Origin of the sequence: Paenibacillus profundus (genome assembly GCF_021369635.1) — a bacterium.
GTDB lineage: Bacteria > Bacillota > Bacilli > Paenibacillales > Paenibacillaceae > Paenibacillus_B > Paenibacillus_B profundus.
Genome location: NZ_JAJNBZ010000001.1, coordinates 206877 through 220534, shown reverse-complemented (window position 1 = coordinate 220534; position 13658 = coordinate 206877). Strand labels below are relative to the sequence as shown.

The window sequence follows — 13658 nt, the reverse complement described above, 5'->3', positions numbered from 1 at the left end:
TTTCCTGTTCACTTGATTTTTGGTTTTTCAACAAACTCAAGGCATGACCCTTATAGCGGGTCATGCCTTTTTAGTTATGATTGCGGCTCCAGAAGTGCATCTAATTCCGCTTTGGAACCAGCCTTATATATTTTATCGGTCACGCTTCTGCTGTTCTCTTGCGATGCCCGTCGAATCGCCGCTTTGACACGCGGGATGGAGCGCGAAGACATGCTCAGCTTATTAACACCGAGCGCAATCCACAACGGCACCGCACGCGGGTCGCCTGCCATCTCTCCACATACGCCGACTATGATATTACACTTTTTCGCGGCTTCAATCGTATGGCGGACGAGACGCAGCACCGCAGGATGGAACGGATCGTACATATGAGCAATCTGTTCATTCATCCGGTCGACCGCAAGCGTATATTGCACTAAATCGTTCGTGCCAATGCTGAAGAAGTCTACTTCCTCTGCCAACCGGTCGGCAATCATAGCCGCTGCAGGAACTTCGACCATGATTCCAATCGGCAGCTCCTCATCGAATGGCAATGCTTCGGAGCGCAGCTCCTGCTTGGCTTCGTCTAAGATGCCCTTCGCCGCCCGCACCTCTTCAACGGACGAAATCATCGGGAACATGACGCTCACTTCACCGAATGCGCTGGCGCGTAATATGGCGCGCAGCTGCGTCTTAAACAAGTCCCTCCGATCCAGACAGATGCGAATAGCGCGGTAGCCTAAGAATGGATTGTCTTCTTCAGGCAGATCCAAGTATTCCATCGGTTTGTCCCCGCCTATATCAAGAGTGCGGATAATGACCGATCTATCCTTGAAATGCTCAGCGACATCTCGATAAACGGTGAGCTGTTCTGCCTCAGATGGCGGATAGGAGCGATCCATGTACATGAATTCGGTACGGAATAATCCTACCCCTTCCGCTCCGTTCTGCTCTGCGATTTCAAGTTCCCTCGTCGAGCTGATATTCGCGGCGAGATGTATCTCGTAACCGTCGTTCGTTACGGCCGGTAGCGACACGATCTTCTTCAACTCGTCGGCTTCTTGCGCATAGAAGTCACGGCGCGCCTCATACCAGGACAGGATATCTTCCGCCGGCTCGATATGTACGATACCGTGTTCACCGTCGACGATAATGAAATCTCCCGTTTGAATCGGCTTTACGATTTTACCTTCCAACCCAAGTACGAGCGGAATACCCAACGCACGTGCCATAATAGCAGAGTGGGATGTTTTCCCGCCCATCAGCATGACGATGCCAAGCACATTTTTTGGATTCAAATGCACAAGCTGCGACGGAGACAACTCCTTCGCCACAAGGATATAAGGCTGCGTATCCGTCGGCAGCGTAATCTCAGGGGCGCCGAGCAGATGCTTCAAAAGGCGATTGCCGACGTCTTTAATGTCGAGCGCCCGCTCTTTCATATATTCATCATCAAGCAGATCGAACATCGTGACAAAATGATCAATTGCTTCTTTCACCGCCACTTCGGCCGCTTTATATTGACGTTGAATGATGCCTTGAATTTCGTTCATGAAGATGGGATCTTCCAAAATGGCCAGATGTGCATCAAAGATAGTCGATTCTTCACTGCCAACCATTTCGCGAATCTCACTCTTGATGAACTCGATTTCGTCCCTTGAGGAGCGGATACCTTCGTATAGCCGTTCGAATTCACGCGCCAAATCGGTCGGGTCCATCTTCTCCTCCGGCACATCCCACTCCCATGACGGCAGCACAAACGCCTTACCGATTGCAATTCCGTTCGATGCGCCGATTCCCTGCACTTTTTGCGTCATCGGTGTACACCTCCAAGCGCATGTTCGTGCAAGACGACAGACATGACAGACGTCTGGCCTTTCTTCACTGGAGCATAGGGCGCCATGCTCCATGAGGCGACTTTATCCGAATTCGTAATGACCATCGGTGTCGCAAGCGACTTGCAACGCTTTTTCACTTCATTAAAATCAAACTTAATGAGCAGCTGTCCCGGTTTCACTTCATCACCTTCCTGTACTACCGCTTGAAAACCGGCGCCATTCAATGATGACGTCTCAATTCCGATATGAAGCAGCACTTCTAACCCTTCGGGCGTCTCAATACCTAAAGCATGCATTGTCGGATACACGTGACGGATGAAGCCTCTCACCGGAGATACGAGTTCTCCTCTATCAGGGTAAAAGGCTACCCCTTTCCCGACCAGCTTCTTCGCGAAGATGGTATCCGGCACTTCTTCGATAGGGATCATGCGGCCTTGCACCGGAGCAACAAACCACACTTGCTTCGGGTCACGTTGCAGACGCTTCACCATCTCCTCTTTGATGAGCTCGGAATACGTTCCGAAGACGACCTGCAAATGCCCGCCTCCAAGCCGGATGACGCCGGCTGCACCCATCATGCGGAGCGCATGCCGATCCACGAGCTTGTCATTCTGTACTCGAAGACGCAGCCTAGTAATGCATGCCTGTGTATCGACAATATTATCTTTACCGCCCAATGCTTGAATGATAAGAGGAACGCGATGAAGCAAGTCGCTCGCCATATCATCGAGCAGCGACACTTCCACACGCCCCGGGGTCGGGATTTGAAATTTCTGTATCGCAAAACGAAATATGACATAATAAATCAACCCAAACGCAACCCCTATCGGGATAATCCAAAGCGCTTTGGTCGATTGGTGAAAATTCACGACATAATCAATGGCGCCTGCCGAAAAAGAGAAGCCGTGTCGAATTCCCAATTCGGCGGTCAACCACATCGCAGCCCCGGACAATAACGCATGCACGATAAATAAATACGGTGCCGCAAATAAAAAAGCAAATTCAATCGGTTCCGTTATTCCCGTCAGCAGCGATACGAACGCAGCCGTGAAGTAGGTCTTGCGCACCTTCGGCCGCAAATCCTCGCGCGATTCATGCACAATAGCCAAGGCGACCGCAGGCAATGCAAACATCATAATCGGATACAAGCCTGCCATGTACACGCCCGCTGTCGGATCTCCCGCAAAAAAACGTGGCAAATCACCGGTAAAGGTCATCCCTTCAGCATCGGTGAACGAGCCGACTTGAAACCAATACACGTTATTCAATAAATGGTGAAGTCCAAAAGCGACCAGCACCCGGTGCAGGACGCCATATATGAATATACCAAACCCGCCCATTGCCAATATTTCTTGCCCAAGAAAAGATACCCCTTGATGCATGAACGGCGCAAGTACAATCATCACCCATGAGAGGAAAATGGAGCTTAACGTCGTAAGCAAGACAGCAAATCGGGGACCGCCGAAAAATTGCAAATATTCTGGAAACTGGACATTTTTAAATCGCTCATGGATCATCCCTGCCAGCACGCCGAACAGTATCCCGTTCAAAATGGTAGGCTCAAATGCAGCATGCCAATGGGTCAGGAGCTGCTTAAAAATAAACATCCCCAGCATCGAGGACATGGCGGCAACACCCGCATTATTCGATAACCCAAGCGCTACCCCTGCCGCAAAAAGGTAAGGAAGCACGTAAAAAATCGTTTTTCCGGTCAACTCAAACAGTGCAGCGGCATCGTGCATCCCAGTACCCTGCAGCATGTGACCGATGGCAACAGCTAACGCTGCTGCGGGTAATGCGATTAGCGGCTGCATCAAAGCCCGCGAGAGTTGCTGCAACAGCCCTAACTGATTCAAGGACATCCTCTCCTTCTACCATGAATGGTAAGGGCATATCGTTCCTTTGTCAAAGGAAAACACACGAAAAGCCGGGGCTCTCTGTCCTCATTATAGCGAGAACTCCCGGCATTATCTCTTTTAGCGCATCACGAAGTTGCTTTGCCGTGCGGCAGTAAAATGGAATCCAATACTTTGATGCACAGGTCCATAACTACGTCCAACCCGTCCTCCGATGCAATGCGCGCAGCTTCTTCGTTCACGATGCCCTGCTGCAGCCAGATGGCCTTCGCCTTAACTTCAACGGCGTCGCGTGCAATGTCAGCACAATATTCGCTGCGGCGAAACACATTCACAATGTCGATTGGTTCCGGCACATCCTGAAGCGTAGAATAGCATGTCTCTCTCAGGATGCGTTCCGCCTTCGGATTGACCGGGATGATGCGATATCCTTTCTTCTGCATCGCTTCGGCTACCATATAAGAGACTCGCGTCGGATCATCGGACAAGCCGACCACCGCAATGTTAGTGCTCTTTTGCAGCAATTGCTTGATGTCTTCTTGTGACGGTTGCTCATAACTCATAATTCCTCGCTCCTTCCGTGACGTTGCTTTTTATGCTTCCACCCATTCCACTTGAGCGCCCAGCGCCTGAAGATGATCGAAATATTGAGGGTACGACTTCGCTACATGATGAGCATCCTTAATGCGGATAGCTTGCTGTGCGCGCAAGCCAACCACCGTTAATGCCATAATAACACGATGATCGTAATGAGCGTTAATTTCCACTCCGCCTTCTACACCTTCCGGACGGCCGTGAACGATAATTTCCGCCTGCCGTTCTTCGACTTGAGCGCCGGCTTTGCGCAGCTCTGTCAAATAATCAGTAATGCGATCGCATTCCTTGTACCGCAAATTTTCTACGTTGTAGAAACGTGAAGTTCCATCTGCAAATACGGCAGCGGCTACCATGGCGAGCACCGCGTCGGTTGCCGCATCGCCATCGAATTCAACCGGCCGCAAGCGGCCTTCTCCCTTGATGCGTACGATGGAATCCGTATGCTCAAGCGGTACGCCCATCATGCGCAGCACATCGACGATCGCCCGTTCCCCTTGCTTGCTGTCTTCCGTCAGCCCGCGCACGGTGATATCGGACGGAATGACCGACGCCGCAGCCAGCACGGCTGCTGAACCTGGATAATCACCTTGGACGACATATGTCTTCGCTTCATAGTGTTGATTGCCTGGAACGCGATAATACATCATATCTTCGCGTGCCTCGATATGAATGCCGGCTTGAGCAAGCACTTCCAGCGTCTGACCGATGACGACCTTGGACTTCAAATCATCCGTTACTTCAATGATGCTGTCTTGTGCCAACAGCGGTGTCAGGAACAGGAGGGCGCTTAAATATTGTGAGCTGACATTGCCAGACACCTTGATGTGCCCGCCTTTCGGCTCCCCGCCCCGAATCGTAATCGGAAGCTTTCCTTCCCGATGTTCCACACGCACATCCATTTGTTCCAACGCTGTAATGAGATCGTCATGCGGCCGCTTCCCTAACGAATCTGGATACGTGTTGACGAAGTTCACTTCTGGAAGCAGGGCCGCAATGCCCATCAGAAAGCGCAGCACAGCGCCAGCATTGCCGACGTTCAGCTCATGGTTCAGATTCGCAAGCGCAGGCGTTTTGCCGAAGCCTGTAATGACGATCTTCTCTTCATCCTCTTCAAGCACGGCTCCCAGATCGCGCAGGCAGCGGCGCATTGCATCGCTGTCCTCGCTATGGGCTGGATAGTAAATGGTGCTCTTTCCGTCCGCCAATGCGGCTGCAAGCAAGTAACGTGTCGTGTAGTTTTTAGAAGATAATGCTTGGATTTCACCTTGCAGCTTTAGTGTGGGCTTAACGATAACGTCCATACGCTTTCACTCCTTTACTATTACAAGTATAATAAGTACAATCTGCTATTGATTACAACTTGAATTTCAATCCAAGAGGTTGTTCTATCTCTCATTTTATAGAAAGGATGTACAAAAATTATATGAATTCTATTGTTCAACTTGATGTATTTACATTAAAAGATCGCCTGCAACGCGGCGAAGCGTTAAATATGATTGATGTGCGGGAGGATGAGGAAGTTGCCCACGGCATGATTCCCGGCGCCAAACATATTCCAATGAATCAGATTCCTGACCGGCTGCACGAAATCGAACAGAACGGTGAAATTATCTTTATTTGCCGCAGCGGCTACCGCAGTGAACGCGTGTGTGAGTACTTGCAGCAAATCGGCGTGAAAGGCGTTGTCAATATGGAAGGCGGTATGCTTGCTTGGTCCCAACTGAACGATTAATGCCCAAGCAGCCAGCCGCATCCTGTACTAGTATGCCTTTTCATTGACGAGATGGGCTTCGATACGCTCGTTAATTTGCTCCACCGTCAAGTGATCGGTCGGAACGATTAAATGGGCGAAATCATACAACCCCTGACGCTCTAGCATCAGCTTGCGTACACGGCTGGCAGCATCTCCTTGCAGCAGCGGACGGTTGCGGTCCTGTGAGACACGTTGCACTATGGTCTCTTCTGCCGCTGTAAGCTGGATGACTGCGCCATGTTCCCGCATTAGCTTGCGGTTCGCTTCGTCCAACACGACGCCGCCGCCAGTAGCGATGACAAGAAGCCGTGTCCGATCACGCAACAAGCGTGCGAGAATGCGGCTTTCTTGTTCTCGAAAGAACGCTTCCCCATCTTGCGCGAATATGTCGGGTATCGTTCGTCCCACCTGCTTTACAATTTCGGCATCCAAATCGACGAATGCATAATTCAGATTCCGGGCCAGCTGTTCTCCGACTGTTGATTTTCCTGTTCCCATGAAGCCGATTAATAGTATATGTCGGGTTGTCATTCAGGCCCTCCCTCGTCTTTCTTTGTCCGCAGACGGTAAACTTCCCATATGATACCATACGTTTCTTTCATTCGACAATGCTGACATGTATAAAAATAACGTTTTCAACGTAAAGATGAACTATAGCAGAGATTTGGTTGTTTAGGAGTGAATTGGCATGTCAACCTCCCCCGCCCCGGATTCGCATCCCGTTCCAGCAGCTCAGCGAGCAGCAGCAGCGCGAATGGCGCGTATTATGGACCCGAACCATCCCTTATGCAGGGAGGATATTGTGTGGGTGCTTAACGTAGTGAAGCAGAAGCTTACCGATCAGGACGAAGCTTGGTCCAAGCTTGAGCCTGAGCGAGTCATCCGCAACTTTCGTTACTTCGCCGAAGTATCGCTGCTGTTAATTCGGAACAGCAGCTATGGTCAAGAGTCTGACCGCATTCGGCAATATTTGGCCGAAGCCGTGCATGGTCTGTGGGATAAAGATGCACTAGAAAAAAATAACGCCGAGCCCCTCTAGGGTTCGGCGTTATTGCTGTTCATTACTCCGACATCCAGTTAAAGTGGAACGAGCCTTCTTTATCTACACGTTTGAACGTATGCGCGCCGAAGTAGTCCCGCTGCGCTTGCAGCAGATTCGCCGGCAGACGCTCGGTACGATAGCTGTCGAAGTACGACAGTGCGCTCGAAAAGCCAGGAACAGGTACGCCGTATGCAACAGCTGTACTGATAACTTGACGCCATGCGTCTTGATACGATTCCACAATATTTTTAAAGTATGGGTCCAACAATAGATTCTTCAATTCGGAATCACGGTCGTACGCATCCTTAATATTTTGCAAGAAACGAGAACGGATAATGCAGCCGCCGCGGAAAATCATCGCGATTTCGCCATAGCGCAGGTTCCAGCCGGATTCTTCCGACGCCGCACGCATTTGAGCAAAGCCTTGCGCGTACGATACGATCTTGCTCGCGTAGAGCGCTTTGCGGATGCTCTCGATAAATGCAGCTTTATCACCGTCAAACGGCTTCGCTGCTGGACCTTGCAGCACTTTGCTTGCCGCTACGCGTTCGTCTTTCAGCGCGGACAGGAAGCGGGAAAATACGGATTCCGTAATCATGGACAACGGAACACCCAAGTCGAGCGCGCTTTGGCTCGTCCATTTTCCTGTGCCTTTTTGACCAGCTGCGTCAAGAATGACGTCTACCATCGGCTTGCCTGTCTCCTTATCATACTTGGAGAAGATGTCTGCCGTAATTTCAATCAGATAGCTGTCCAGCTCCCCTTTGTTCCATTCACTGAAGATCGAGTGCAGTTCTTCGGCATTGACGCCAAGCACAGTCGTAAGCAGGTGATACGCCTCACAAATGAGCTGCATGTCGCCGTACTCAATTCCGTTGTGAACCATCTTCACGTAATGGCCGGCACCATCTGGACCAATGTACGTGCAGCAAGGATCGCCGTTTACTTTAGCGGAAATGCTTGTCAGAATTGGCTCTACCAAGCGATATGCGCTCTCTTGTCCACCAGGCATAATGGCAGGACCTTTCAAAGCGCCCTCTTCGCCGCCAGACACGCCGGCCCCAATGAAACGAATGCCTTTATCTTCTAAATATTTGCTGCGACGTCGAGTATCGGGAAAATGCGCGTTCCCGCCGTCGATAATAATATCGCCTTCATCCAGATGCGGAAGCAATTGTTCAATTGTAGCATCTGTAGCTTGTCCGGCTTGAACCATAATTAACATTTTGCGCGGTGCTTCTAAAGATTGCACAAATTGTTCAATGGAATATGTAGCCGTCAGTTGCTTGCCTTGCGCTTCTTCAATAAGCGCGTCCGTCTTCTCGCGAGAACGGTTATATACCGAGACTGTGAACCCGCGGCTTTCAATATTGAGAGCCAAGTTCTTGCCCATGACCGCAAGTCCAATGACACCAATTTGATTCTTTGTCATATGGTTCTTCCATCCTTTATCCTGAAATTTTTATATAGTTTGCATTACGCTTATTGTACCGCACAGCAAAAAACCCTGCAACCATCTCGCAAACAGCATTTCATCCAGCATGCGGCGGATGGGAGGGTGAAAAACAAAGGGTCATCGCTTTACCATTCAAGCTGAAGCATTTCGGTCCGCATGACATTCAGCCTCTCTTTGCAGCACTTCGTCTTGACCGAATCTTCGCCGACAATCGCTTCATGCAGTTCAGCCAATGTATAATCCACTTCCATTCGCAGTACCTCCATGCGCTCCTCGGCCCGCATAGACATAAATGTTTCCATCATCTGTTCTGTCGTTACGGCCGGCCGTTTTTGATACAGTACCCGCTGTTCCGGACCGCATATTTCCACTAAACGGATGCGTTCGCCAAACATAATATTTTCCACAAAAATATGTCTGTCTTTAAAACGTTTGACCACCGCATGCCCGCGTGAATCGCCGATCATCTTCTCCATGAACTCGGATAGCTTCTCGTCTCGTATCGTGTAATCGCCTACAATTTTATAGCGGTGATGGATGCGTTGAAAGCGCAGTTTGACCAGCTTCCGTCCGGTTCGGATCGAAACAATAAACAACGATTCATTCTCGCTCCAGTACAAGGAATAGCCCTCTTGTATAAGATCTCGGATGAGGTTCTGGATTTGCCGGCGGTCAAAACGTAGCTCCAAGTTGCAGTATTCTACCTCGTCGCTGCGATTCACGGCAATCCCTCCTTACCTTATCGTATACTCCATCTTATGATTCGGTAACTTGGATTATTGACTCGATTTCTAACAAAGAGGCTTTTTGTATGTAAAATATAATAATTATAAACTGATAAACGTTCTCATTATAATGTGGTATAATAAAATGTGTTCCACAAATGTCATGATTCTAATGTAATATACGATACCGGCAAATAGAGAAAGGAAGAATGTGCATGACTTTTACCGGATTTACTTCCTCTGATTTCGCAACGTTTACTATTGATGGCTTGGATGCCCGCATGGAAGCGATACGCGACCGAATTCAACCTAAATTCCGAGCCATTGGCGAGCAGCTTGTCGGCGATGCCGCCGTGTTAAGCGGCCAAGAAATGTACCTACATATTGCGAAGCATGCGCGCCGCACCGTGAATCCGCCGCAGGACTCCTGGTTGGCCATTGGACCGAACAAACGCGGCTACAAATCGCTGCCCCACTTTCAGGTCGGACTGTTCGACGATCATGTCTTTATTTGGCTCGCTTTTATATATGAGGTTGCCAACAAGCAAAATATTGCGCAATCCATGCTCAAACAGATTGATCGCATCGCAACAACCGTGCCTCAGGATTATGCTATTTCTTTGGATCATATGAAAAAGGATGCGGTCCGATTCGGAGATTTGGATACGGAAGAACTGGAGGCCAAATTGTGCCGCTTCCGGGACGTTAAAGCTGCGGAGTGGTTGGTGGGGCGCCATATTGCTGCGAACGATCCGATACTGGCCAACGGCACAGCGTTCATGAGTCTAGCAAGGGAAACGATGGAAACACTTATGCCATTGTACAAGATCGCCGCCGAAGCGTAAGTGTAATACCTCTATTACAAAGCTCACATTCACCACGAAGCCGGAATTGCTTCATCCATGCAGGAAACGAGCGATTGAGACAAACTAATCAAACAAAACGGTGATTCACCGCTCTTACAGCAGCAGAATCACCGTTTGTTCATGAGAGGCGTACCTCATTCATGCGGAAGTATTAGCCGTCGATTGCGATCGATCCAGTGTCGAGAAGCGAACGAGCAATCCGATAGCGACGAGGCACAGCAACCCACCGATTATATACGGCATGCTAGGAATCCAGTTGAATACCGCTATCGCCAATATCGGACCAGCTATCCGTCCGAAGCTATCCATCGAGGAGTTCAGTCCCGACGCAATGCCTTGACTCACCGTCGTCTTCTGCGTAATCAAGGAAATGACGCATGGACGGATAAGCGCGTTGCCGATTCCGAAGACGCATAGGTATATCGTTGCATCTACGATATTGGATGACAAGAGCAGCAGGAAGAATCCTAGCGACGACACAATCAGCCCGACAGCGATCGTCTTCTTCTCTCTGCCTTTCTTTATGTACCGCCTGACGATCCCGCCTTGAACGAGAGCTCCGGCAAGACCGCAGAAGAAGAACATGAACCCGATCTGCGTTGCTGTAATGTCAGGAATCCGCTGCGCCTCAAAGTACAACAGCGTCGATTCCAGTCCAGCCAGCGTGAACGTGACGAAGAACGAGAGCACATATAAATATTTCATGCGTCCCGTAAATGCGGTCCAGCGTGACGGTGATGCCTCATTACGGCCTGTCCGCTTCTCTTGCGGCAACGACTCCTTCAATCTTCCAAAGCCGAGCACGCATGTGATCAAAGTCAATGCAGAAGCTGCGAAGAATGGCGTATTATGCCCATAGGCGCTTAATATCCCGCCAAAGGCCGGACCGAACGTAAAGCCTAGCCCGATCGACATTCCGACGAGTGCCATTCCTTTCGTTCGCTGCTCGTTCGTCGTAATATCCGCCACATAGGCTACAATAACCGCCGTAACAGCACCAGAAAACAATCCGCCGAGTATGCGCGACACATACATAAGCCACAGCTGGCCATCCGCCAAACCGAATAACAAATAGCTTATACTGAAGCCGAGTGTACCGATGAGAATAATCGGACGTCGACCCACTTTTTCAGACCATGCCCCCCAAATTGGCGACACGATGAATGAGATTAGCGAATAAAGCGACAGCATTAACCCCAAGTGAAATTCATTGGCCCCGGCATCCGTAATCATTAGCGGAAGCACCGGAATGACAATGCCGAACCCGATAAATACCATCATCAGCATGAGCATGACGACGGTCATTTGCTTTTTCATCACACTTCCCTCCATTTATGTACATCCTATCACAGATGATAATGAATCGGAAATGAATAAAATTCGAACGAATGGTCCAAGAAGTATGTATAAAAATCGTTAGAAAAACAGCTTGCATTCCGAGGCGTTTTTGTTACACTTAACCTTGTTTGCTTGAGACGCAACATGCGCATCTAAGCTCTATTCCCAGCATGAAAGGTTGTGATACGGCGATGAACCATCATCGGACGCCTCTATTTACCGCACTGACGGAACATGCCTCTAAAAATCCGGTGCAATTTCACATTCCAGGCCATAAAAAAGGCGTTGGCACCGATGAGGAATTCCGAAATTTTATTGGTGATCAAGCGCTTTCCATAGACTTGATTAACATTGCGCCACTGGATGATTTACATCAGCCATCGAGCGTCATCGCCGAAGCTCAAGCCTTAGCGGCCGATGCCTTCGATGCGGATTATACTTATTTCAGCGTTCAGGGCACAAGCGGAGCGATTATGACGATGATTATGTCGGTATGCTCCCCGGGAGACAAAATTATTGTCCCGCGCAATATCCATAAGTCGATTATGTCGGCCATTATTTTTGCTGGAGCGAAGCCGGTGTTCGTCTCTCCTGCCCGTGATGCCAATCTCGGCATCGATCACGGCATTACGACCCGTTCGGTACGCCGTGCGCTGGAGAAGCATCCCGATACAAAAGCGGTGCTTGTCATTAATCCGACCTATTTCGGTCTTTGCGCTAACCTGAAAGAAATCGTTGAGCTCGCCCATTTACATGAGATTCCAGTCCTAGTTGACGAAGCTCACGGCGTGCTTATTCATTTCCATGAAAAACTGCCGATGTCCGCAATGGAAGCCGGAGCGGATATGGCTGCGACGAGCGTGCATAAGCTGGGCGGTTCCATGACCCAAAGCTCGGTGCTTAATGTCAATGTGAAAAATGGGCTGATTAACCCGCAGCGGGTGCAGACGATTTTCAGCATGCTGACAACGACATCCACGTCGTATATTTTGCTCGCATCGCTTGACACGTCCCGTCGCAACATGGCACTGCATGGGCATGACATGGCTGAACGCGCAATTACACTCGCCGAACACGCCCGCACACAAATTAACGAGATGCCGGGATTATACTGCTTTGGTGAAGAGATCCTCGGTGGAGAAGCGACGTACAGCTACGATCCGACCAAGCTGACCATACATGTGCGTCATTTGGGCATTACAGGCTATGAGACGGAGAATTGGCTGCGCGACCATTACAATCTCGAAGTTGAGCTAAGCGATATGTATAACATCCTTTGCTTGGTTACACCAGGAGATACAGATGATACCATTGCAATATTGCTGCAGGCCTTGCGTGAATTGTCGGCTCTTCATTTTGAACGAAATGAAGTGAAAGAGCTCGTCGTGAAAATCCCGGAAATTCCGCAGCTTTCCCTCATTCCCCGCGATGCGTTCTACGCGGATACGGAAATCGTGCCATTCAAGCAATCGGCGGGCAGAATCATTGCGGAATTCATCTACGTCTATCCTCCGGGAATTCCGATTCTTCTGCCAGGTGAAGTCATTTCACAGGAGAATATCGATTACATCCGCGATCACGTCGACATTGGTCTGCCTGTGAAAGGGCCTGAAGACCGATATATTGAATTCGTGAAGGTCATCAAAGAGGAAAAAGCGATATATGAATAGAACGAAAGGCTGCCCCGGATGAAGGAGCAGCCTTTCTATTTCACTAACGAGTCATGATTTCTAACAGCGCGTGCTGAATTACCTCTCGGGATCTTCGTGTTCAAAAGAGAACTTATCGAAGACCTCTAATACTGGTCCTGCGCTTTCAGGGAAGGTATGCGGGCACGAAGCAGTTGGGACGCTTCGACTGCCGCTTCAAGATGCCCCAATTGAAACTTATCTTTCAGAAGCTCGGGTCGCAAATCATCGGCGCACAATAAAGTTGAACGTCCTGTCTGCATGCAAACGACAAGTGTTTTACCGATAAAGTGATTCGAATAAATGAGTGCAAAGTCATACCGGCCTTCTTCTGTAGCCCATCCGACAAAACTCACGTTTGCTTGTTCCGTTTCTTCGTACAATTGGTCAAACATCGCATCCCCTCCTTGAATTATCCTTTTCCAAGCACACCAACCATTTAATGGGCTGATTTCATTACTATATCATGAAATATCCTCTTCCTACAATCCGTTTGCATACGCAAAATCATGTAAATATT

The 13658-nt window shown here is 49.5% G+C and carries 13 protein-coding genes; 4 read left to right on the top strand and 9 right to left on the bottom strand.

The window, feature by feature from the left end; all coding sequences use genetic code 11:
• Positions 1 to 74 precede the first annotated feature (74 nt).
• From ptsP to aroA, 4 genes are all read right to left on the bottom strand, one after another.
• On the bottom strand, positions 75 to 1796 hold the full coding sequence (ptsP, locus tag LQV63_RS01010; RefSeq protein ID WP_019419204.1) for a phosphoenolpyruvate--protein phosphotransferase: 1722 nt from the start codon (positions 1794 to 1796) through the stop codon (positions 75 to 77).
• Positions 1793 to 3679 (bottom strand): glucose PTS transporter subunit IIA, encoded by a 1887-nt coding sequence (locus LQV63_RS01005; protein ID WP_233695367.1) that lies wholly within the window; start codon positions 3677 to 3679, stop codon positions 1793 to 1795. The genes ptsP and LQV63_RS01005 overlap by 4 nt, the downstream gene beginning before the upstream one ends.
• Before the next feature lie 122 nt (positions 3680 to 3801).
• The gene (locus LQV63_RS01000) at positions 3802 to 4236 is read right to left on the bottom strand and encodes a CoA-binding protein (protein ID WP_233695366.1); all 435 of its coding nucleotides are present in this window, start codon (positions 4234 to 4236) and stop codon (positions 3802 to 3804) included.
• 30 nt (positions 4237 to 4266) lie between these two features.
• Complete coding sequence (gene aroA, locus LQV63_RS00995; RefSeq protein WP_233695365.1) at positions 4267 to 5571, bottom strand: 3-phosphoshikimate 1-carboxyvinyltransferase; 1305 nt, start codon at positions 5569 to 5571, stop codon at positions 4267 to 4269.
• Positions 5572 to 5693: 122 nt separating this feature from the next.
• On the opposite strand from aroA, the gene LQV63_RS00990 reads away from it, so the two are divergent.
• Positions 5694 to 6002, top strand: coding sequence for a rhodanese-like domain-containing protein (locus tag LQV63_RS00990; protein ID WP_233695364.1), 309 nt, complete (start codon positions 5694 to 5696; stop codon positions 6000 to 6002).
• A gap of 27 nt (positions 6003 to 6029) precedes the next feature.
• Here the strand turns inward: LQV63_RS00990 and LQV63_RS00985 are convergent, their stop codons facing one another.
• Positions 6030 to 6554: a shikimate kinase gene (locus LQV63_RS00985; RefSeq protein WP_233695363.1), complete on the bottom strand. Its 525-nt coding sequence runs from the start codon at positions 6552 to 6554 to the stop codon at positions 6030 to 6032.
• 157 nt (positions 6555 to 6711) lie between these two features.
• Between LQV63_RS00985 and LQV63_RS00980 the strand changes: the two genes are divergently transcribed.
• Positions 6712 to 7062: a methyltransferase gene (locus LQV63_RS00980; protein ID WP_233695362.1), complete on the top strand. Its 351-nt coding sequence runs from the start codon at positions 6712 to 6714 to the stop codon at positions 7060 to 7062.
• A 22-nt stretch (positions 7063 to 7084) separates the two neighbouring features.
• On the opposite strand, the gene gndA is transcribed toward LQV63_RS00980, so the two are convergent.
• A complete protein-coding gene (gene gndA, locus LQV63_RS00975; protein WP_019419197.1) occupies positions 7085 to 8497 on the bottom strand; it encodes an NADP-dependent phosphogluconate dehydrogenase in 1413 nt (470 codons plus the stop codon).
• Between the two features lie 149 nt (positions 8498 to 8646).
• Positions 8647 to 9243: a hypothetical protein gene (locus LQV63_RS00970; protein ID WP_019419196.1), complete on the bottom strand. Its 597-nt coding sequence runs from the start codon at positions 9241 to 9243 to the stop codon at positions 8647 to 8649.
• 218 nt (positions 9244 to 9461) lie between these two features.
• Here LQV63_RS00970 and LQV63_RS00965 point away from each other — a divergent pair, with 218 nt between their 5' ends.
• Positions 9462 to 10091, top strand: a complete 630-nt coding sequence (locus LQV63_RS00965; RefSeq protein ID WP_233695361.1) for a YktB family protein — start codon at positions 9462 to 9464, stop codon at positions 10089 to 10091.
• 159 nt (positions 10092 to 10250) lie between these two features.
• On the opposite strand, the gene LQV63_RS00960 is transcribed toward LQV63_RS00965, so the two are convergent.
• Entirely contained in the window at positions 10251 to 11429 is a 1179-nt protein-coding gene (locus LQV63_RS00960; RefSeq protein WP_019419194.1) for a tetracycline resistance MFS efflux pump, read from the bottom strand.
• 212 nt (positions 11430 to 11641) lie between these two features.
• Between LQV63_RS00960 and LQV63_RS00955 the strand changes: the two genes are divergently transcribed.
• Positions 11642 to 13120, top strand: coding sequence for an aminotransferase class I/II-fold pyridoxal phosphate-dependent enzyme (locus LQV63_RS00955; protein WP_019419193.1), 1479 nt, complete (start codon positions 11642 to 11644; stop codon positions 13118 to 13120).
• A 125-nt stretch (positions 13121 to 13245) separates the two neighbouring features.
• Here LQV63_RS00955 and LQV63_RS00950 read toward each other — a convergent pair whose 3' ends face one another.
• Complete coding sequence (locus LQV63_RS00950; RefSeq protein WP_019419192.1) at positions 13246 to 13533, bottom strand: DUF3055 domain-containing protein; 288 nt, start codon at positions 13531 to 13533, stop codon at positions 13246 to 13248.
• Positions 13534 to 13658 lie beyond the last annotated feature (125 nt).